Annotated in this window: 20 protein-coding genes; 6 read left to right on the top strand and 14 right to left on the bottom strand. The window is 63.5% G+C overall.

Translation table 11 applies throughout. The features are described from left to right. Positions 1–1002 carry a DMT family transporter gene (locus E3O25_RS14160; RefSeq protein ID WP_092111413.1) on the bottom strand — a complete coding sequence of 334 codons (1002 nt, stop codon included), beginning with the start codon at positions 1000–1002 and terminating at the stop codon, positions 1–3. A gap of 71 nt (positions 1003–1073) precedes the next feature. Between E3O25_RS14160 and E3O25_RS14165 the strand changes: the two genes are divergently transcribed. Further along, positions 1074–1652, top strand: coding sequence for a CGNR zinc finger domain-containing protein (locus E3O25_RS14165; RefSeq protein WP_134361453.1), 579 nt, complete (start codon positions 1074–1076; stop codon positions 1650–1652). On the opposite strand, the gene E3O25_RS14170 is transcribed toward E3O25_RS14165, so the two are convergent. Then, complete coding sequence (locus E3O25_RS14170) at positions 1618–2598, bottom strand: NAD(P)-dependent alcohol dehydrogenase (RefSeq protein WP_092111417.1); 981 nt, start codon at positions 2596–2598, stop codon at positions 1618–1620. The two genes, E3O25_RS14165 and E3O25_RS14170, sit on opposite strands and share 35 nt — an antisense overlap. Positions 2599–2800: 202 nt before the next feature. Between E3O25_RS14170 and E3O25_RS14175 the strand changes: the two genes are divergently transcribed. Beyond that, positions 2801–3868, top strand: coding sequence for an NAD(P)-dependent alcohol dehydrogenase (locus E3O25_RS14175; protein WP_134361454.1), 1068 nt, complete (start codon positions 2801–2803; stop codon positions 3866–3868). Between the two features lie 103 nt (positions 3869–3971). Here E3O25_RS14175 and E3O25_RS14180 read toward each other — a convergent pair whose 3' ends face one another. Both E3O25_RS14180 and E3O25_RS14185 read right to left on the bottom strand, forming a co-directional pair. Next, positions 3972–4466, bottom strand: coding sequence for an SRPBCC domain-containing protein (locus tag E3O25_RS14180; RefSeq protein WP_092111421.1), 495 nt, complete (start codon positions 4464–4466; stop codon positions 3972–3974). After that, on the bottom strand, positions 4463–4825 hold the full coding sequence (locus E3O25_RS14185) for a helix-turn-helix transcriptional regulator (RefSeq protein WP_134361455.1): 363 nt from the start codon (positions 4823–4825) through the stop codon (positions 4463–4465). Before E3O25_RS14185 ends, E3O25_RS14180 begins: the two co-directional genes overlap by 4 nt. Before the next feature lie 260 nt (positions 4826–5085). Between E3O25_RS14185 and E3O25_RS14190 the strand changes: the two genes are divergently transcribed. Then, a complete protein-coding gene (locus E3O25_RS14190; protein ID WP_134361456.1) occupies positions 5086–7071 on the top strand; it encodes an HNH endonuclease signature motif containing protein in 1986 nt (661 codons plus the stop codon). A gap of 122 nt (positions 7072–7193) precedes the next feature. Here E3O25_RS14190 and E3O25_RS14195 read toward each other — a convergent pair whose 3' ends face one another. From E3O25_RS14195 to E3O25_RS14205, 3 genes are all read right to left on the bottom strand, one after another. Then, a complete protein-coding gene (locus E3O25_RS14195; RefSeq protein ID WP_092111434.1) occupies positions 7194–7472 on the bottom strand; it encodes a cupin domain-containing protein in 279 nt (92 codons plus the stop codon). Between the two features lie 57 nt (positions 7473–7529). Further along, positions 7530–8795, bottom strand: coding sequence for an MFS transporter (locus E3O25_RS14200; protein ID WP_134361457.1), 1266 nt, complete (start codon positions 8793–8795; stop codon positions 7530–7532). A 176-nt stretch (positions 8796–8971) separates the two neighbouring features. Then, positions 8972–9415 (bottom strand): VOC family protein, encoded by a 444-nt coding sequence (locus E3O25_RS14205; RefSeq protein ID WP_092111436.1) that lies wholly within the window; start codon positions 9413–9415, stop codon positions 8972–8974. A gap of 301 nt (positions 9416–9716) precedes the next feature. On the opposite strand from E3O25_RS14205, the gene E3O25_RS14210 reads away from it, so the two are divergent. Further along, positions 9717–11588, top strand: a complete 1872-nt coding sequence (locus E3O25_RS14210) for an FAD-binding monooxygenase (protein ID WP_134361494.1) — start codon at positions 9717–9719, stop codon at positions 11586–11588. 24 nt (positions 11589–11612) lie between these two features. On the opposite strand, the gene E3O25_RS14215 is transcribed toward E3O25_RS14210, so the two are convergent. The 7 genes from E3O25_RS14215 to E3O25_RS14245 form a co-directional block, all read right to left on the bottom strand. Continuing rightward, positions 11613–12137: an FHA domain-containing protein gene (locus tag E3O25_RS14215; RefSeq protein WP_166787817.1), complete on the bottom strand. Its 525-nt coding sequence runs from the start codon at positions 12135–12137 to the stop codon at positions 11613–11615. 20 nt (positions 12138–12157) lie between these two features. Beyond that, the gene (locus tag E3O25_RS14220) at positions 12158–12823 is read right to left on the bottom strand and encodes a hypothetical protein (RefSeq protein ID WP_134361459.1); all 666 of its coding nucleotides are present in this window, start codon (positions 12821–12823) and stop codon (positions 12158–12160) included. Beyond that, the gene (locus E3O25_RS14225; protein ID WP_134361460.1) at positions 12813–13433 is read right to left on the bottom strand and encodes a hypothetical protein; all 621 of its coding nucleotides are present in this window, start codon (positions 13431–13433) and stop codon (positions 12813–12815) included. The genes E3O25_RS14220 and E3O25_RS14225 overlap by 11 nt, the downstream gene beginning before the upstream one ends. Positions 13434–13435: 2 nt before the next feature. Next, the gene (locus E3O25_RS14230; protein WP_092111443.1) at positions 13436–14134 is read right to left on the bottom strand and encodes a hypothetical protein; all 699 of its coding nucleotides are present in this window, start codon (positions 14132–14134) and stop codon (positions 13436–13438) included. Then, positions 14134–15309, bottom strand: coding sequence for a hypothetical protein (locus tag E3O25_RS14235; protein ID WP_134361461.1), 1176 nt, complete (start codon positions 15307–15309; stop codon positions 14134–14136). Before E3O25_RS14235 ends, E3O25_RS14230 begins: the two co-directional genes overlap by 1 nt. Before the next feature lie 68 nt (positions 15310–15377). Further along, positions 15378–15665, bottom strand: coding sequence for a hypothetical protein (locus E3O25_RS14240; RefSeq protein WP_092111445.1), 288 nt, complete (start codon positions 15663–15665; stop codon positions 15378–15380). Positions 15666–15718: 53 nt separating this feature from the next. Then, on the bottom strand, positions 15719–16015 hold the full coding sequence (locus tag E3O25_RS14245) for a WXG100 family type VII secretion target (RefSeq protein WP_092111446.1): 297 nt from the start codon (positions 16013–16015) through the stop codon (positions 15719–15721). Positions 16016–16159: 144 nt separating this feature from the next. Between E3O25_RS14245 and E3O25_RS14250 the strand changes: the two genes are divergently transcribed. Then, a complete protein-coding gene (locus E3O25_RS14250) occupies positions 16160–16744 on the top strand; it encodes a hypothetical protein (RefSeq protein WP_092111447.1) in 585 nt (194 codons plus the stop codon). A gap of 26 nt (positions 16745–16770) precedes the next feature. Then, the gene (locus E3O25_RS14255) at positions 16771–21192 is read left to right on the top strand and encodes an FtsK/SpoIIIE domain-containing protein (RefSeq protein ID WP_134361462.1); all 4422 of its coding nucleotides are present in this window, start codon (positions 16771–16773) and stop codon (positions 21190–21192) included.

Below are 21192 nucleotides of genomic sequence, written 5' to 3' on the forward strand. Positions count from 1 at the left end.
TCAGTGAGTGGATGCCGCGGCCGTCGCCTCTCCGGAGTCCACGACCGCGGCCTCGTGCCGCAGCGGCTCCTCTGGCGGCAGCGACTCTGCCGCCAGCTCGACCCGCTCCTCGCCCACGGCCGCAATGCCACCAAGAATGAGCAGCCCGCCGAGCAGCTGCACCGGGGTGAGTTGCTCCCCGAGCAACAGCCAGGCGAACAGCGACGCGAAGATCACCTCGAGCAGCCCGACAAACGATGCCAGCCGCGACCCGAGTCGTCCGGCCGCGGTAATGCCGGCCGCGTAGGCGACCGCCGTACTGATGACGGCGAGAACGAGCAGCGGCACCCACCAGGGCAGCACCGTGTCCAGCACGTTCAGGTCGGCAAAAGAGGCCGTGAACGGCAGCAGACCGCAAACGCCGAGCACACCGAGCACCACGCCGCCCACCAGCAGACCAAACGCGGCAAGCGCGATCGGCGGCAGCCCTTCGGCCGGGCGCGCGGCGACGACAAAGAACACCGCACAGGCAATCGCCGCTCCGAACGCGAACACCACTCCCACCGGGTCGACGGCCCGAATCGCGCCGGGTCCGATGACGAGCACCAACCCGGCCACGGCGAGGGCCGAGCCGAGAAGAACCGTGCGCCGCGGCATCCGTTTCGTCGAGACCCACACAAAACCGACCAGAATCAGCGGCGCGAGAAATTCAATCAGTAGTGCGGTGGAGACTGGAATAGTTTGCAGGGCAGCGAAATAGGCGAGCTGGGTGGCCGCGACACCCACGATCCCCATGCCCAACACCCGCCAGCGGCCCAGCCACAGCACCGACCAGCGACCGCGCAATGAGTAGAGCGCGAATGGCAGCAACACCACCCCCGCCGTTAGTGCGCGAGCGGTGACAGCCGCGGTCGGCGACCAGCCGGCCTCGAGCATCGGCTTGACCAGGGCGCCCGAGGTTCCGAAAGAGAGAGCGGCGACGGCAGCGATGATCAGGCTCCCGGGTAGTGAGGACAGCTTCATGAAGAATCCTTTAGTCATGGGCTAAACTATGTTCACCACTTACGGTAGGACCGAATTGTTAAGGAGTCAACTTGCATTTTGCCCCTGACACCGAAGAGGCCCTCGAATTCGTGGTCCTGCTCGGCGACACCGATCCCGGGGCCTCCCGCAGCGGCCGGGACGAGCTCGAGACTCTTGAGGACCTTGCGGCGCTCCTCGCGCCGATTCCGTTCACCGGGCGCATCGACGGGAACGACGCCGAACTGGCCGACGTTCGGCAGACCCGTGCGCTGCTCCGCCGAGTCTGGACCCTCGACCGCGATGATGCCGTGGTCGAGGTCAACCGCATGCTGCGCGAGGCGAAGGCGCTGCCCCAGCTGGCGCGCCATGACGTGTCGGACTGGCACCTGCACGCGACGGTGCCCGAGGCACCGCTCGGGGAGCGCATGCGCGTCGAGGCGGCACTGGCCCTGATCGACGTGATCCGCAGTGACGAAATGGGTCGCCTGCGCATGTGCGAAGCGGATGCCTGCACCGGCCTGGTGCTCGATCTCTCCCGCAATGGGTCCAAGCGGTTCTGCAGCGTGCGCTGCGGCAATCGGATGAATATGATCGCCTTCCGCGGGCGTCAGGCGGCTACTGCCCAGAGCTCTCGTCGCGAACGCGAATGACGACGTTGCCGATCTTCTGGCCGACCGCCACGTACTCGTAGGCCTCACGAATCTGTTCGAGGGAATAGGTGCGGTCGATTATCGGCCGAAACTCACCCGATTCGGCCAGCCCCTTGAGCAGCAACACATCGTCTCGGGTGTCCTTCGGGATGGGAAACAGCACGCGTTTGCGGCGCAGCAGCGGGGTGGTCACGGCCAACACCGGGTTCTGCCACATCGAACCAAGCTCGGACGACACGTAGATCCCCCCGGGAACGAGCAGCCGCCGGCAACGCCCGAAACTGCTCTTGCCGACCGCATCGAGCACCACGTCAAATTCGTCATCGAGAGTCGTGAAGTCATCCCGGGTATAGTCGACGACCCGCTCGGCACCGAGGGAGTCGAGCACAGACAGGTGCGCCGTGGCGCAGACCGCGGTGACTCGAGCGCCGAGGTGCACGAGCAATTGCACTGCTGCCGAACCGATTCCCCCGGTGCCTCCGTTGACCAGCACCTTCTGCCCGGCCGTGATCTTCGCCGCGCGAATCATGTTGAGCGCATAGTGGGCACCCTCCACGATCGGTGCGGCCTCGCCGTACGACCATCCCGCCGGAATCTCGGCAACCAGATCTGTTTCGGAGATGGTCAGGTATTCCGCATGCCCACCAAACTTCACCGCGTTGTAGCCGAACACTCGCTGCCCGACCGTGAACGACCGCACGCCGGAGCCGACCGCGGCGACGTCACCGGCGAACTCGCAGCCGAGAATCGTCGCTCGCGGCGCACGCAGACCGCTGAAAAATCGAACCACACGTGGCTTGCCGCTCAGAAAGCCGCAGTCCGTGCGATTCACGGTGCTGGCGTAGACGCGCACAAGCAGCTCGCCCGGACGAGGAACCGACGACAACGCATTCTCGACGTGCACAAAGCTCGGCGGTCCGTAGTGGCGGTACACGGCAGCTCTCATGCGGCACAGCGTACTCTTCCCGTCCCAACGCATCAGTGGACTGCCTGACAAGCGGATGCCCAGGGAGGGTCTGTCAGAACCCCCTGCGGTCCTGACAATGCCACCCGCTTCGCGTAGCGTTGAAGCAGCGGATCTCACCGTCGACACGTGCCACGGCACGGGGTCCCCCCGCATTCCATCACCCGTACTGGAAGAGTTTCTTATGACGACTACCGTTCCCGCCATCGCCGCCCCCGCAGCTGGCCAGCCACTCCTACGCACCACGATCGAGGTGCGCACGCCCGGCGCCCACGACGTGGCCATCGATATCAAGTTCTCGGGTATCTGCCACTCCGACATTCACCAGGCCCGCGACGAGTGGGACGTTGGACTGTTTCCCATGGTCCCCGGCCACGAAATCGCCGGCATCGTTTCAGCCGTCGGCAGCGATGTCACCCGTTACCGCGTGGGCGACCGCGTTGGGGTGGGATGCTTCGTGGACTCCTGTCGCGAGTGCGTCAACTGTCTGGCCGGGGAGGAGCAGTACTGCCTGAAGGGTGAAGTGGGCACCTACAACTCGCGGTACTACGACGGAACTCCCACCAACGGCGGCTACAGCACCGCAGTCGTTGTGGACGAAAACTTCGTTCTGGGCATCCCGAACGGCATCGAGCTTTCCGAGGCCGCTCCCCTGCTCTGCGCCGGCATCACGCTGTACTCTCCGCTCAAGAATTGGAAAGCGGGCCCCGGAAAGAAGGTCGCTATCCTCGGCATGGGCGGCCTGGGGCACATGGGCGTGAAGATCGCGCACGCGCTCGGCGCCGAGGTCACCGTACTCAGCCAGACCCTGAGCAAGCAGGAGGATGGCCTGCGCTTCGGCGCAGACCACTACTTCGCCACGAGTGACCCGACCACGTTCACAGAACTGGAGAACCACTTCGACCTCATCGTGAACACGGTGGCCGCGAACCTCGATATGGAACGCTACCTGCAGCTGCTCGCACTCGACGGCACCCTCGTACACGTGGGAATTCCTACTGAACCCGACAGCGTGAAGATGTTCTGGCTCGCCTCCCAGCGGCGCTCAATCGCCGGCTCGAAGATCGGCGGCATCCGTCAGACCCAGGAGATGCTCGACTTCTGTGCTGCCCACGGGATCGGCGCCGACATCGAGATCATCTCGGTCGATCAGGTCAACGAGGCCTACGAGCGCGTCGTCCGCAGCGACGTACGCTACCGTTTCGTCATCGACGTGGCCACCTTCGCGAGTGAGACTCGCTCCGCCGTGTAATACAGGCCGGGTGCGCGACGCAGGTCGATAGCGGCTTAGACCAGCCGTCCGAAAATCGCTCCCGAAATGTACTTTCGGGAGCGATTTTCATTCTGCTCGGGGATTACGCCCGCGCCTCGGCGAGCAGGCTGTCGATTTGGCCCATCGCCTCACGCATGCCCTCTTCCATGCCCATATCCATCATCTTCTGCAGCTGCTCGGCGGTCTCGAAGGTGCTGAAAACGGTCATGCGTGTTCCCGCTTCAACCTGCTCCAGGGTGACCACCGCGTGCGTCACCCCCAGTTCACCGGTGGGCTCACCGTCGTCATCGGCGAAGCCATCGTCAAATTCCAAATGCTCGGGCGAGCGGATGGCGGTGGTCACCCACCAGCCGCGCGCCTTCTCGCCGTCGGGGCCGGTCATGTAATACTTCGATCTTCCGCCGGGTACGAAGTCGTGGCGGTCGAAGGTGGCTGGCCAGGTGGGCGGCCCCCACCAGCGCTCCAGCTGGCGCGGATCCTCCCAGATCTGCCAGACACGTTCGACGTTCGCGTCGAATTCGGCCACAAAGGTGAGGGTCAACGCCTCAGGATCTGTCTGTGAACTGACGACGGTCATGATTCTTCTCCTTTTTCTTGTTCCGCGACACCCTGGGACAAGATGTCACTGATGCTCTGGGCGCGATCCCGCCAGAGTTCTTCATAGTGCTGCAGCAGTACCGTGGCTTTGCGCAGCGTGTCAGGGTTGCTGCGCACGATTTGTTCCCGACCGCGACGCTCTTTGACGATGAGGTGCGCTCGTTCGAGCACGGCGACGTGCTTCTGCACGGCGGCGAAGCTCATGGCGTAGCGCTCAGCGAGCGTCGACACCGACTGCTCTCGCTGCACGACCCGCACGACGATGTCGCGGCGCGTGGCATCCGCGAGCGCGTGAAAAATGCGATCGGTCTCGTTACTCACGTCTTGATATACAACCATTTGGTTGTATGGTATCGCCTAGGCCGACGTTCGGCAAGGGAAATTTCCCTCCGGACTGCACGATGGCGCACCCGACTCGCAGGGCGCGTATTCGTGACAGAAAATCACTCATGACTTCGATCTCGCGAAGTGGTGCAGGAGCGATATTTCAGGCATTTACTGGAATCAGCGGCGTAAAATTCGCGAAAGCCGCCAAATCACTTCGCTAGACCACTTCTGAGTTTTTCTCGCTTTTCTGTTCGATTTGCGGTAAAATCGTTGTGAAGGAGGCACTGGCGCCCATGTTCATGGAAAACCCGAGTGAGTCCAGTTCATCTGCCGCCATTGTGGCGGTGGAGCAGGCCAGGAATTCCTTGTTGGCGGCGTTGGGCGGGGTGTCGTTTGGGTTGCTCGGTGACGAGGAATCGCTGAGCATGCTGCTGGCTTTGGAGAGCGTGGGCCGGGTCGTCGACGGGGCTCGGGTGCTCTCCACGTCGGATGTGCTGCGCCGCTCCGAATACTTCGATGCGGCCGCTGCTAAAGCCGCCGCTCAGGCTGCTGTTGATCAGAGTGCCGCCGCCCCGAGTACCGCCCCGGAACATGCTGGTGCGGTGGGGGCGGCTCCGAGCGTGGCGGGTGCGTCGGCGGCTCTGGCGGCGCCGACGTTGGCGCGGCGGCTCGGGTGCCGCAGCGGGGTCGAGCTGGTCTGCACCCTGGCCAGGCTCTCCCGCAGCGAGGTGCGCCAGCGGGCCGCGCTCGGCGAGAAAGCCGGCCAGCGCATGCTGCTCGGCCGGCCCCTCGCCCCCACCTACCCCGTGCTCGGCGCCGCCCTGCAGGGCGGGGCGCTCGGGCTGGAGCAGGCGCGGGTGATCGTGACGGTGCTCGACGGCCTGCGTTCCTCCGTGCTGGTGGAGGATCTCGACCGGGTCGAGCGTTCCCTCGTCGCCAGCGGATCCGGTGCGATCACCCCCGAAACCGAGGGGCTTCCCGGAGCGGGCATCGCGTTCGCGCCGGCGTTACTGCGGCAGCAGGGCATCCAGTGGCAGGCACGCCTCGCCCCCGACGGATCCGCGCCCGGCGACACCCCCACGGAGCGGCGCAGCTGGCTCACCTTCGGCGGCCTCAGCAACGGCGGCTATAGCCTCAACGGCTGGTTCACCACCCTCGACCGCGCCATCATCGGCAACGTCTTCGACGCGTATCTTTCCGCTGCGGCGGTCAATCCCGTGCCCGGCGCGGCCGGCACGACCGAATCCGATGTCACCCCACTCCCCGATGCCGCCCCGGTACCCGAGGCCACCCCCAGATTTGCGCCCGACACCACCCCGCGTGCCAGGGTCGCATTCCATGAAACCGAACCGACCGACGCCGAGCACGCCGAGGCCAACGAGGGCAGCGAGGAATCGGCAGCTAGCGAGAACGCGATCGAGGCCGAGGTCGACCACGCCGCTGAGTCGGATGCAGAGTCGGATGCGGAGTCGGATGCGGAGTCGGATGCGGAGTCGGATGCGGAGTCGGATGCGGAGTCGGATGCGGAAGAGGAGGCTGAAAATGCGGCCGAAGCCGAAGCCGATGCCGGGGTAGAAGCCGACGCCGGGGCTGAGACCGGAGCGGGAGAGAGTAAGCCGCCCGACCCGGGCGGTCCCTGTCCGCAGCACCCCGATGACACGCGCTCGATCAGCGAGAAACGAGCCGACATCCTCCGCGCCGTGTTCGAAGCCGCCGCACGACACCCCAGCACCCCGACCATGGGCGGCGCCGCCCCCACGGTGCTCGTGCACATCAACATCAACGATCTCCTCGCCGGGCGCGGAGCCGGCTGGATCGACGGCATCGACGGGCCCCTCACCCCCCAGCAGGTCGAGGAGTTGATCTGCGCCGGCGGCTACCAACCCGTGTTGTTCGGCCACACCGGCACCATTCTCAACCTCGGCACCAGCAACCGGTTCTTCACCACCCAACAACGAAGAGCCCTCGCCGCCCGCGACGGCGGCTGCGTCATCCCCGGCTGCACCGTGCCACCCCAACACACCCAAGCCCACCACGTCATCCCGTGGAACCAAGGCGGCCCCACCGACATCGGAAACGCCGTGCTCATCTGCAACGCCGCCCACTCCAGCATCGACACCTCCGGCTGGAACATCCAAATGCGAGACGGCCGGCCCTGGATCCGCGGCCCCCTCCTCTTCGACCCCACCCAAACCTGGCGCCCCGCCGGCCAGAACCGCGCCGCCACCCCCACAGAACCACCCAATTGGAACAAATAAGTCCCACAGACGCACGGCCAGCTAAATCGCCTTGGAGGGCGCCCGCTCGGCAGTAATCAGTCTCTCCATGTTTGCGGAGATGACCGTTGACCAGATCGAGGATTAGGGCAATAAGTCGACCGTCAGGCTAGCTTTTCTACCTCAACGAATTCGATGATGCGCGACCCGCGATTCTCGACGGTGTGTTCGGCACCCGAGGGGCGTGTATAGCTCTGGCCGGCGCGAATTTCCGCGACGATTTCGGAACCGTCGGCGTTGATGACGTGCATGGTTTCACTCACCATGGGTACGACCACGTACTCATATTCGTGCACGTGCATAGGAATGGCGTCTCCCGGTTCAATCGTCCACTTGGTCGACCGAAAAATACCATTGTCGATTTGCGTCTCACCGGTGGCCATGCGTTCCCCTTGCTCGATTAGCAGACATTGGGTCGATCCTACTCAGGGCGGGACGGCCTACGCGGCGGGTGCGGCGGCATCCGCTCGTGCGGTGTTGGTGTCGGCGCGGTCTCTCTGGCGGCGGCTGGCCAGCAGAAACGGCACGCCGATCAGCTCGACGACGGCGCCGATCACGAGCGACGGGCCGTAGCCCTGCAGGTCGGCCGCGCGGCCCAGGGCTGGCTGAATGACAACCCCACCGAGGCTGCCGAACAGGGAGTCGAACGACAGCACCGTCGCGCGCTGCTTCGACGGGATCATGTCGTTGAGATAGGCCTGCCGCACCGGCCCGGCCACGGCGAAGACGAAACCCCAAACCACCAGGAGCACCACGGCTAGCCAGAACACGCCGTTCAGGCCGAGCGCCACGAGTGTGCCGATACTGATGAGACCGGCCACGAGCATCATGCTCGTGCGCTTGTCGAACAGGGAGCGGATGCGCGGCGCCAGCAATCCGCCGCCCACCTGCGCCAGAGACAGCACGGCCGCGGCCAATCCGGCGATGGAGTAGGCCGTCGGGTCGCCGTAGAGCTGCAATAAATAGGGCTGCAGCGCGTAGAACGCGTAGATGCCAACCCCGCCGGCGAACGGCGCCGAAAAGATGACGTAGCGCACCGAGCGCTTGCGCAGGCCGTGTTCGACCGACTGGGTGAGCACGTTGCGGGTCGCTTTCAGCGGGCCGGCGGAGCGGTCCGGGGTGAAGCCGAGGTCTCTCATCACCATGTAGGCGAAAATGAACATCACCACGAGCACTCCCGCGCGCACCAGGAACGGCACGCCGAGGTTGGTGGCCTGGGCTATCACGCCGCCGAGCACCGAGCCGGTGAACATGGCGATTCCGGTCACCACGAGACCGCGGCCGAACACGGCCTCGAGGCTGCCGGTGTATCCGGTGAAGGCGAGGGCATCGACCAGCCAAGCCTCCACCGCACCGGAGAAGAAGGTGAAGCCGAGCCCGAGCAGCACCGAGACGAGCGCCCACCAGACGAAGGGAGAGTGCCAGAGCCACAGCATCCAGTACAGGCCGGTCGTGACCGACAGGGTGATGGTGCCGAGCAGGTACGACACCTTGCGGCCGACCGTGTCGGCAACCACGCCGGTGGGAATCTCGAAGATCACCATGCCCACCGTGAAGAACGCGTTGGCGGCGAAGGCTTCGAAGTTCGACAGCCCCGCGTCGAGCAGAAAGAGCGTGTTGATGCCCCAGATGAACGAAGCTGCGAGAGTGTTGCCGAGCATCAGCGTCAGGTAGATGCGCTGCACCCGGCGCGCAGCCGGGTTCACAACCAGCTCCGCACGCTGCATGTTTTCACAGAGCAATCATCGACCCTGTTCGAGCGGATGGCTACCGCGAGCACCCCGCGGCGTTTCGGTCACCCGCGTCTAACGTAACCGGCGGCCGGGCCAACATTGGGCCCGGCCGCTGATCGTGAGGACCGTGGCTGTGAGGCCACCAGGGATCAGATCGCCGACGGATGCTCGGCCAGGTAGGCCTCCGGACCCTGTTCGGCGGCGACCGGGTCCATCCAGAGGGCGCTGAACTCGTTGCCGTCGGGGTCTTGAAAGTCGCGGGCGTACATGAACCCGTAGTCCTGGGCTGCACGCGGTTCGGTGGCGCCCGCGGCAAGCGCCGTGTCTACAATCAAATCGACCTCCTCCCGGGAGTCCCGGCTGAATGCGGTCTGCGTGAGTACCGTGGTGCTCGGGTCGGCGATCGGTTTGTCGGTGAAGGTGGCGAAGAAGTCTCGCGTGAGCACCATGAGGTAGAGGTTCTCCTCGATCACGATGCAGGCGGCGTTCTCATCGGTGAACAACGGGTTGATGCTCCAGCCCAGTGCGGTGAAGAAGGCTTTCGACCGGTCGAGGTCGATCGTGGGGAGATTGACGAAGATGCTGGTAACCATGGTGACTCCTTGGTCTGGCGAGATTGGTCTGGCGAGGTTTGCCCGGACGTTGCGAGCTCCTTCCATCGTTGTGAGAACACGCGATGTGTCAAGGGCCAGTTGCCGGGCGGGCGGTGCCGACCAGGTCGCGCTCAACCCGCAACCGATGGTCCGTGCCCCAGTCGATACCGGCCGACGTTGCGAATTTTCCCAGAACGTATATGATTCGACAAACGATAATAGAACACCTCGTTCTATTATCGAACAAGCAATGAGGCTGGCATTCGACCTGCCGCCGACCACACAGAGAAGTGAGGAAGCCGTGCAGTTTCACCACCACGGATACGTGTCCACCGATCCCCGCAAACAGGATGCAGCCGGGGTCGGCATCGATCGCCCCGAGGAACTGCCCGACAACGTCGACGTTCTCATCGTGGGAACGGGACCGGCCGGCATGATCACCGCCGCCCAGCTCTCCCAGTTTGCAAACATCACGACCCGCATCGTGGAGCGTCGCGGCGAACGCCTCGCGATCGGCCAGGCCGACGGCATTCAGGCGCGCAGCGTCGAGACCTTCCAGGCCTTCGGCTTCGCGGAGCGCATCATCGCCGAGGCCTACCGCATTACCGAGATGGCGTTCTGGAAGCCGGACCCCACCAACCCGGCCAACATCATCCGCACGGCCCGCGCCATCGACGATCCCACCGGCATCAGCGAGTTTCCGCACCTCATCGTCAATCAGGCGCGGGTGCTGGACTACTTCGCCGAGGTGATGGCCAACGCCCCCACCCGCATGACCCCGGACTTCGGCTTCGAGTTCGTCAGCCTCATCAACACCAACGAAGGCGACTACCCCGTCACGGTCACACTCCGATACACGGCGGGTGCCGAGCAAGGCCAGGAGCGTATCGTGCACGCCAAGTACGTGGTGGGCGCCGACGGCGCTCGCAGCGGAGTGCGCGATTCCATCGGCTGCACACTCGCCGGCGACGCGGCCTTCCACGCCTGGGGCGTCATGGACGTGCTCGCCGTCACCGACTTTCCCGACATTCGCACCAAGTGCGCGATCCAGTCCGGAACCGGCGGGAGCATCCTGCACATTCCGCGCGAAGGCGGCTACCTGTTCCGCATGTACGTCGACCTCGGCGAAGTGGCCGCCGACGACAACGGCGAGGTGCGCAAGACCTCGATCGACGAGATCATCGTCAAAGCAAACGAAATTCTCCACCCCTACACACTCGAGGTGAAGAATGTCGCCTGGCACAGCGTGTACGAGGTCGCCCACCGGCTCACCGACCGGTTCGACGATGTGCTGCCTGACGAGGTCGGCATCCGCTCGCCGCGGGTGTTCATCATGGGTGACGCCTGCCACACGCACAGTGCCAAGGCCGGCCAGGGCATGAACGTCTCGATGCAGGACGGCTTCAACCTCGGCTGGAAGCTCGGCTATGTACTCGACGGCCGCAGCCCCGAGACGCTCCTCGGCACCTACTCCGCCGAGCGTCAGGTCATTGCCAAGAACCTGATCGACTTCGACAAGGAGTGGTCGTCTCTCATGGCCGCGAAGCCGGAGGACCTCAAGGTTCCGCTCGAAGATTTCTATGCCCAGACGGCGGAGTTCCCCTCCGGCTTCATGACGCAGTACCCGCCGTCGATGTTGATCGGCGAGGCCACGCACCAGTCACTCGCCACCGGTTTCCCCATCGGCAAGCGCTTCAAGTCCGCCCCGGTTGTGCGCGTCGGCGACGCCAACCCGGTGCAGCTGGGCCACCACCACCGCGCCGACGGCCGCTGGCGCGTGTACGCCTTCGCTGACGCCGACAACTCCGCCGTCGCCGACTGGGCCGAGTGGATGCGCACCGCTGCCGATTCTCCGCTGCTCGCGCACACCCCGGCCGACAGCGACATCGACAGCGTCTTCGACGTCAAGGTGATCCATCAGCAGGCGCACACCGAGGTGGACCTGGGCCAGGTCGACGCGGCGTTCCTGCCGACGACCGGCCCGTTCGGGCTGATCGACTACGAGAAGGTCTACGCCGCCGACCCGCACGACGACATCTTCGATCGCCGCGGCATCAGCTCGGGCGGCGCCGTCGTCGTGGTGCGCCCCGACCAGTACGTCGCCCACGTGCTGCCGCTGACCGCCACCGCCGAGCTCGCCGCGTACTTTCGGCAGATGCTGCTCGTTCGGTAGACGCTTGCCGCCGGGGTGTCGCGATCAGCTGCGGGCGATTTTTACCTCGAAGTTGCCCAGCAACAAGGCGTCGCCGTTTTCAACAACGTATCGACGACCGGGCACGCACTCGACGCGTGTGCCGTCGACTGCCATGATTTCGCTGCCATTTGCTGAACGCAGGTCGACGACGAGCAGCCGACCTCTGGCATCCACTTCGAACCCGAGGTGGTTACGGGAAAGCGACCGCCCGTCATCGGTGACAGCGATGGTTTGCAGGCCGCTGGAGGAGTCCGGACTTCGGCCGATCACTCCCGACGGGGCCTCCACCGCGATCGGTCGACCGTCAACGATGAAACGAAAATGCGGAGTGTCCGCAGCTCGCCGACCGGACACTGGCCGTACCGGGACCGCTACGGGGAGCTGCGCGGGCCGCACGATCGCGCTCGGCGTACCGGGCGCCACCGACTCCGGAATCGGATACACCTCAATGCGGCCAAAATGGCCAGCGCGCCACCGAGCACTCACGTCGTCGGCCGTGATCACGGGCAGTTCGGGCACAACGTCCACTGAGCGACGAGAGCGTCTGGTCACAGGGTCCCGAGAACAAGACAGGCCAGCACTATCGCCAGGAGGATTGCACTCGCTTCCCAGAGGAGAAATGCGAGAAATCCGATCTCATAACGAATGGGACGATGCTCGAGCCAGGTGTAGTAATCCGGCTGTCGCTTAGCCACAGCCAAGGGACTGATCGACTCGGAATGCACGCGAAGCCTCGCTGGCATTGCTTGCGCGATGGCGACCAGGTCATTCATGCGCCAGAGCCGCATGCTCAGGCGCAGCACCGTCTTCTTTCCAGAGCGTATGACCGCCCAGCGTTCATCGTTGACTCCAATCGGCGTTCGAAATTCGCGAATCGGAATCGATCCCGAACCCACCACCGACGCAAAATACACGATCTCGGTCGATGCGTCCGACTCAATCCGGCGCAGGCGAAAGAATACATCCCGATATTCCAGGTAGCCACCGGGAACGATACGCACTGATCTCGACCGTGCTCCGGCATACATGACCGTGAGGATTCCCGGAATGATGAAAACCAGAAACCACATCACGCGCGCAGCCCCAGGATAAACGAGTAAGAAGGCGATTATGGCGAGCGCCGTAGCGCTGACCATCCCCACCGATGCCCAGAAACGCCAGCGTATTGGCGTCAGCACAACGCTGTCGAGAACAACGGATGCCTCAATCGCCACGCGTGATCCCCTTCGCGAATTCCTCGGTCAAGGTGCGCAGTGTCGGGGTGAACGTGAGATCGTCTGTGGTTGTCGTGACGGTGAGCAACATCGTTGGCCCGGCGTGATCGTCGAGAAGCCAATACCAGCAAATGTGTTCGGAGATCACCGCATCGCTTTTGCGCGCGCGGCCGCGGCGGAGTGCGCGTCCAATGGCCTGCGGCTCGTTCACGTAACGTTGAATGCACAGCGTTGCCTTGCCAAGCGGCGTGTCGTTCGGCGAAATCTCCGGATCATCGATCATGAGCGGGCCCGCTGCTAACGACTCAGTAATCGCATCGGCGACGGCACCATCTCCGGCGGCCAACCGCCATCGCACAATCAGTGCGCCCAGGAGCCCCACATTCGGCGCATCGGGCACAAGAGCAAACCCCGCGTCGGCTTCGACCGAAACCATGAGATTCGCCGTGGCTTCGAACCTTGTTTCCAGATCTGCCGCGAGTTCGCGCGAGACCGGTGCGTCAAATCGACTCAGTACCACCTGAGCCGCCATGATCGCTCCGGCGTGAACGTCGTCGAGATGGAGCTCGACCCAGGAGTCAGGATAGGTGAAATTCAGGGGAACGGTCACGATCAGACCCACTTCAATGTCGTCACAATGGCATCGAACATCAGCACCTGCACCTCGCTGAAACTGCTGTCGTCGCAGCTGAAGACGACGAGAAGGAAGGCTCCCGGCGAGGCAGGAACCGGTAGGAGATAACTCACTCGTGTGCTGGGGAGCATTCGTCCGGACGATTCCTCGTTCCGGATGAGCGCGACGGCCTCAAACGCTTGGGCGGTATCGGCCTTCGGTAGGTCGAGCTGCGCACTCCCAGCGAATTGGCCTGCGACGAGACGTCGAAACTCAGCCACCGTCGATGCCCGATGTTCAACCGCACGAAAGCAACGCCCGACTTCAAGATCAACGAACTCCGACTCTGTCGCTCCGAATCCGGCAACCTCGGCCAGGTCCGCCTCGTCGAGGTCAGCAGCACTTGCGCCGAGGTACGTCATCGAGACGACAAAACTCATTACTACCGGGACGCCGCGGATCTCCTCCGAAAAAACGTAAAGATCGAGTGCACCGGCCGCCTCCGCGTCGGAGACCAGACGCGGCATCTGTTCACGCAGAGCGCGCTCCGTGAGTACGTGGTCACGTCCAGACTGTTTCCGCAGTTTCCAGGCAATGAACCGTTCGATTGATTCAGCTGAGCCGTCGCCGGTCGTGACCCGTTGCCAGCCCGCCGGAACGGTGATGCGGTATCCGGAAACCGTGTCGGAAGCCGTCATCACAGTGAACCGACATGAACGCGCGTGAGGTCTGCCACGTAATCACCCGCCATGACTCCGCCAATATTTTGTACGCTCTCAAACAGGCCACCTATGCCGAACATGGTCGCACCCGTGGCAGCAAACGCCGGAATGATTCCGGCCTTGAGCCCGCTAGCTAGAATTTCGGGGGCTCGCAGGGACGCTCCCGCGCTGTTCACGCTGAGAAGTTTGGCGAGTCCGTGGCCGAAGAGTTCGTCGACGACCCGGGTCGACGCTGCCGACTGCGTCGCCACTGCTTTCGTGCCGGAGTAGGCAGCACTGTAGCTGAACCCAGCCGCCCTCGCCGCATGGCCCGCGGAGTGAGAGATCGAGCTGGTGAGTTTTGTGGTGACCTTCGCCAGCGCACCGCCAGAACCGAAAGCGACACACGACAACGCCAGGCCGGCCACGGAGATCCACACGTCAGTGCTGGTGGCGTCACCGGTGCCTGCTTGCGCCAGGGTGATCGCGGTGCTGACGGCGGCCAGGACGATTCCGACCAGTACCAGGCCAATGATGCTGGTCGCCGGGAACACAACGAGAACGAACAGAACCGCCAGAGCGAGGATAACGCCGATGACCGACAGGATGTCCTTGACCACGTTCAACCAACCGCGCGCATCGTGGACCCACTGTTTAATGCCTTCGTACCACTGGTCAGTCATCTCGTCGTTGCTCGAGGCCCGGATGGCGTTCGCGGCACGAGTATTGGTGGCCGCCCACTCGCCCCCCGCCTCGGTGAGGCGTGCGATGTAATTCTTGTTGTTCCGCACAACCGTCTGTGCCGCCTCGAGGGCCTTCTTACGCTCAGACTCGGCAAGGACATATTCCGGGCTGCCGGGTTCTCCAGGCACAATCCGGTGCACGGCCTCGCTGACGTCCACGGCCCCGATGCGGGCCGCCGCGAGATACCCATCGGCACTCGCCTGCACGAGGTCCAGCTCGGTCTTGTAGTCTTCCAGGGCCTTCGCGGTTCCTTCGTATCGGCCCTTGGCCTTCTCGATTGCGTCTGCGAGATTGCCTGCGGCCGACTTGAACTCGCGTCCTGATTCCGAGTCCCAGCCATCTTCCACGTATAACTTGCCGAGCGCGGTCACCTGGTCAGCAATCCGCCTGGCGACGCGGCGCATGTCGCGCGCACTCGCCTCGATCACTGACGTGTCCCCAGCGACAGGATCGCCGGACAGCCCGAGCGGCTGCCAATCTGTTGGACGTGCCATCGCTAGGTCCCCAATATTTCGTTGGCTAACTTGAGATCGACCTGCGAGAACGACGATTCAGCATCGCTGGCCATCGTTTGCACGGCGTCGATCGACTCGAGCAACCGTCCGCGCCGGGTCTTCCAATTGTTCCAGAACTCGTCCAGGGCATCGAGAACGTCGTGCGCACTAATCGCACTCGCGGTTTCGGCGGCACTCTCGGGGACCTCCGAGAAGTCCGAGTGGAGGGTGCTGAGATTGGTGGCCAATCCTGCGATGACGCCCAGTGAGACGGAGATGCGCGTAGTCATGCCGGTTTCTCCCTACCGCAGCGCCACGCGAATGACCCTGGCTATCAAGTTGCTCAGCCCTTCAGTGCGTTGGCGAGCTCGGTGTCGGTGGAGCCCAAGGCTTCGGCGGTCTTCTCGAGAAACGTTGCAAGGCCGTCAATGGCCTGGATCGTTTCGGTCGCGCTCTTGTTATAGCTCGTGTACGTCTCCTCAAAGGCAACGGAAGACTTTTCAGTGACGAATCCATCACTCACCAGGCCTTCGATGTGACTCTTGAGCTTGCCGAGGACGCCCTCCGCCTCTTTCTGCCCGTCACGTAAAACCTTGGCGCCGGTTGCGAGATCCTCATAGCTAACCTTGATGCTGCCCATCGCGCACTCCCCTTGTTCGAAATCTCAGTGTTGGTTCCACGGAGGCGAACGTCGCCCACCCCGCGGTTCCTATCAAAGATAGCCGACACCGAACCCCACAATGGGTGACTTAGGCTCGTCAAGACGGTTTCATACGATCTGGGGGTGGACATGCGCGCAAAACAGAAGGCACCGGGGTTCAGCAAACCGAAGTCGCTGTGGTCGCACATTGGCAACGGGATCATCATCGTCGGTCTGCTCGGCTGCGCAGCCTATTTCATGTACGCGGGAGCAACCGGAGTTGCTTTCGACCTGCGCCGCAGCAACCTGACGGGGGCCATGGAGCATAGCGCGGCCGCTTCGTCGGGGAAAGTACCGTTCATCGCTAATCAACTTCTGTGGTTTCCGGTCGCCCTGGCTTTTCTGAACATTTTCGCTCTGAGGTATCTCAGTCGTTCCGATCGGCAGTTCTGGGTCATTTTCAAGTCGGGTGCAGCGAGCATGGTGGCGTTGTGCTGCGTCGGCCTCGGTGTGGAAATAGTTTGGGTCGCCAGCGGTGTTCCGTTCTCAAACTATTCGGGCATCTCGTCGAGCTGGACCGATCCGGCAAGCTACTTCTGGTCAATCGTTGCCTTCAGCGTCTGCCTGCTGACCGCTGTCGGGGTCGCCGCAGTCGGGGTATTCGCGGCGCGATTACAACGTCGAATTGTGAAGCCCGGGAGCTCCGGAAGGTCGCGCAAACCTGCCTGAGATGCTGGCCCAGCCAATGGCGCAGCGTGCCACCGCATACTCTGGATCTGCACTCATCCGTTTGGGGGATCAACGTGAAACTCGCCGTCACCGTCACGCATTCTGCGTCCGAGCGCAGTTCCGACCTGGTATTCGAGGTTGAAGCAGCGACGCTCATCGGTGAGGTTGTGCGCCACGCCGGAAAACTCTTTGAACTACCTGACGACGAGCTAACGGTAGCGTTTCTCGACACCGTTCCGGTCGACCTGTTGGATGAAATCGGTTCTGGCCCCCTCCTCGACGGTGCTGAACTCATGATCGGAACCCCCCGTGCGTACTCCGCTCGCCCCTTCGAGCATCAATCCAGTCTGCGCATCGTCAGTGGTATCGGCGCCGGTACGGTGTTCTACCTGTCACCGGGCATCGGCGTCATCGGCACAGATTCGCGCTGCACACTGCGCGTTGGAGATCCCGATGTCGCTCCCTTCGCCGCTTGGGTATCGACGGATGCCTCCGGTCGCGTTGAAATCACTCCGTCCAGAGACGCTCCCCTCTTCATCTCCGGCCTGGCCGTGGCCGCAGCCACCGGAGTAGACCCGAATACCGAGATCCGCATCGGCAACACCTTGTTTGAGTTCGCTGTTCCTCAAGGCTCGGATGCCGCTATCACCCGTTCCGACGAGCTGCCCCGGCTCGACTACACCCGACCCCCTCGGTTGCTGCCGCCGGAACGACCGAGCGTATTCAAGCTTCCTACCCCGCCGAAGGAATCTGCTCGGCGACCGCTGCCGCTGATCACGGCCCTCGCGCCAATCGTGGTCGCAGTCCTGATGGCCGTTCTCTTCAAGCAGGTGAGTTTTCTCGCCTTCGCGGTGCTCTCTCCCATCATGATGATTGCCACGTACACGAGCGATCGACGCAATGGTCGAGTGTCATTCCGCAAGCAGCGGGAGGACTACGTCATTCTCAAAGGAAGGATCGAAGCCGACGCTGATGCCGCGCTCGTGCGCGAACGCATCGAACGGCGCAGGGAGGCACCAGATGCCGCAACCCTGCTCGAAATTGCCGTCGGTCTGCGGTCACGCCTGTGGGAGCGCCGCCGAACCGACGATGACTACCTGAATGTGCGCATCGGAACGGCCGACCTTCCGTCCGAGGTGATCCTAGAAGATCCGGAAGAGTTGGAACACCGCCGCGGTGTCACGCGGATTGCCACGGAAGTACCCGTCGTCCTCGATCTTGCCGCGAGAGGGGTTGTGGGAATTGCCGGTACGAACCCGGCCGCTCAGAACCTGGCGGGCTGGTTCGTCGGGCAGATAGCTGTACTGCAAACACCGCGCGACACCTCGATTTATGTTCTGACCGATTCACACTCGGTGCAAAATTGGTCGTGGTTGCGCTGGCTTCCCCATGCGCGTCCGGCGGTCGGTCAGGACGCAGCGGTAATGATCGGGAACGATGCCGAGACCCTCGGCCGTCGCGTGGCGGAACTTGGCCAGATTGTGGAAGCCCGGCTGCGGGCATCCGTCGGCACTCGTGGACGCGTCTGGGCCGACCCGGATATTGTCGTCATTATCGACGGCGCGCGCCGCTTGCGAGCCTTACCCGGGCTGATTCGTATTCTGAAAGACGGGCCGGGCGTCGGCGTGTACGCCGTCTGCATCGACGTCGATCGACGACTCCTTCCCGAAGAGTGCACGGCCGTCATTGTGATGGGGCCGACCAGCGTTGACCTGTTTCAGCAGCGGGCCGAAGATGTCATCAATGCTCGCACCGATGTGCTCCCTGAGGCCTGGTTCGCTCAGGTAGCCCGTGCTCTCTCCCCCATCGTCGACATCAACGACGAAACGGCATCCGGAGCACTGCCTGGGTCGAGCCGGCTGCTCGACGTGTTGCAGCTCGACCCCCCAACCGAGAACGCAATTGTTGCGAAGTGGCGTATGGGCGGTCGCACCACGGAGGTGGTCGTCGGCGAGAGTCTCGATGGCGCTTTCAGCTTCGATTTGCGGCGCGACGGGCCTCACGGCCTCGTCGCCGGCACGACCGGATCGGGTAAATCCGAGCTGTTGCAGACTATTGTCGCCTCACTCGCTCAGGCGAACAGACCAGACTCCATGACTTTTGTACTCATCGACTACAAGGGCGGGGCAGCGTTCAAGGACTGCGTCGACTTACCGCACACGGTTGGCATGGTCACCGACTTGGACACCCATCTGGTCGAGCGCGCCTTGGAATCACTCGGGGCCGAACTGCGCCGACGTGAACATCTGCTCGCCGTTGCCGGAGCCAAAGACATCGAAGACTACACCGAGCTGTCCGACGCCGACCCGGCGATCCAATCGTTTCCCCGGCTGCTGATTGTCATCGATGAGTTCGCGTCGCTGGCACGTGAACTGCCCGACTTCGTCAGCGGCTTGGTGAATGTCGCCCAGCGTGGTCGGTCATTGGGGATCCATCTCATTCTGGCGACTCAACGCCCCAGCGGAGTGATTTCTCCCGAAATCCGCGCGAACACGAATCTGCGTATCGCCTTGCGAGTGACGGACGCCGCGGAAAGTGCCGACGTCATAGATGCGCCCGACTCGGCACAGATCTCAAAGAACACTCCGGGTCGGGGATATATTCGCCTCGGAGCATCAGCGTTGTTGCCGTTTCAGTCCGGACGTGTTGGTGGTAAGCGACGCAGTGCCAGTGCAGCCCCCAGTCGCGCCCTATGGAGCAATGAAACTCGCTGGGAGGACCTCGGCCGTGCGGCAGCGGAACCGCCAAAAATCGAACGGAACACCGAGAAAGAAACGGATCTGCAAGCACTCGTACAGGCGATCTGCCGGGCTAGTGAGAACATGGCTATTCCGCCGCAGCACAGGCCCTGGCTTCCGGCCCTCACGACGTCCATCGTGCTCGATGACATCAACGAATTCGCCCTGGACGACAGCCACGACACCGGCTGGTCGATCAGCCCGATTCCTTACGGTCTGCAGGACCTGCCGGCACTCCAGCAGCAGGGCACCGCGTTCTTCGACCTCGATTCTGCCGGGCACCTGTTCATCGCGGGGGCGCCGCGAAGCGGACGCTCGCAGGTACTTCGCAGCATCGCCGGCGCCATCGCTCGCAACACGTCGGCCGCCGACGTACACCTGTATGCCCTCGATTGCGGTAACGGTGCGCTCATTCCCCTCGGCGATATGATGCACACCGGCGCCGTCGTCATGCGCACTCAAACCGAACGCGCGCAACGCCTCCTCGCCAAGCTCGTCCTGGAGACCCACCGACGTCAGGAAATCCTCGCCAACGACGGATTCGCTGGGATCACTGAGCAGCGCCAGAACGTGGTGGCGGGCAGCCGACTCCCGCATATCGTCCTGCTGATCGACCGCTGGGAAGGATTCCTCGGCAGCCTCGGCGAGCTCGACGGTGGGGCCTTGGTTGATCAGGTGACCATGCTCTTACGCGAAGGTGCGAGCCTCGGGGTCCACGTCATCATTGCGGGTGACCGACAGCTGCTCTCGAGCCGCATCGGAACGCTCGTCGAAGACAAGCTGGTCTTGCGACTGTCTGACCGCGGGGACTACAGCTACGCCGGTCTGAACGCCAAGAAATTGCCTGATGTCATTGGTGAGGGTCGCGGCTTCGTCGCGGAAAGTGCGATCGAAACTCAAGTAGCACTCCTCACCGCAGATTCCACTGGTCAGGCGCAGTCCGCCGCGTTAGTCGAACTCGGCCGAATGACTTCAGCGAGGGATGCCTGGGTGCCGCGATCACGCCGTCCGTTCCACCTCGACGTGCTGCCGAGCACGATCACATTCGCCGAGGCCTGGGAGCTGCGCGCTCCGGAGCGCACTGGACTCTGGGCAATGGTCGGGGTGGGTGGCGACGACTTGCTGGCGGTAGGCCCGACCCTCGATGACGGCATGGGTGCCTTCATCGTGGCAGGAGCGCCTAAATCGGGCAAGAGTACTGTCCTCGTGACGATGGTGCGCTCCCTGCTTGCTCAGGGTGCCGAGGTTGTGTTACTAGCTCCCCGGCTCTCGCCCCTGCGTGATCTGGCGGGAACACCGGGCGTGCTGGCCTTGATCACCGACGCTGAGGTCACCGCCGACACTCTTGAAAATTTGTTCCCGGTCGGCCGCCCGCGGCGGGTGCTCGTGATCGACGACGGCGAGCTTGTTCGTGACACCGCTGCCAAGTCGTGGTATTTGCAGTTCGTGAAGTCGTGTGCTGACCACGGGCAGGCGATCATCCTGGGCGGCGGAATCGGCGAGGTAGCCTCCGGAATTACCGGTTGGCAGATAGAGATGAAACGCGGCCGCAGAGGTGCCCTGCTGAGTCCGCAAGCCACGGGCGACGGAGAACTCATCGGAACGCGTCTTCCACGCAGCTCCGTTGGCGGTCCGGTTCACCTCGGCCGCGCCATCCTCAACCTAACGACGGGCGGCGACCTCCTGAACGTGCAGGTGCCCGTGGGATGA

This window comes from Cryobacterium sp. TMT1-3 (assembly GCF_004402315.1).
Taxonomy (GTDB): Bacteria; Actinomycetota; Actinomycetes; order Actinomycetales; family Microbacteriaceae; genus Cryobacterium; species Cryobacterium luteum.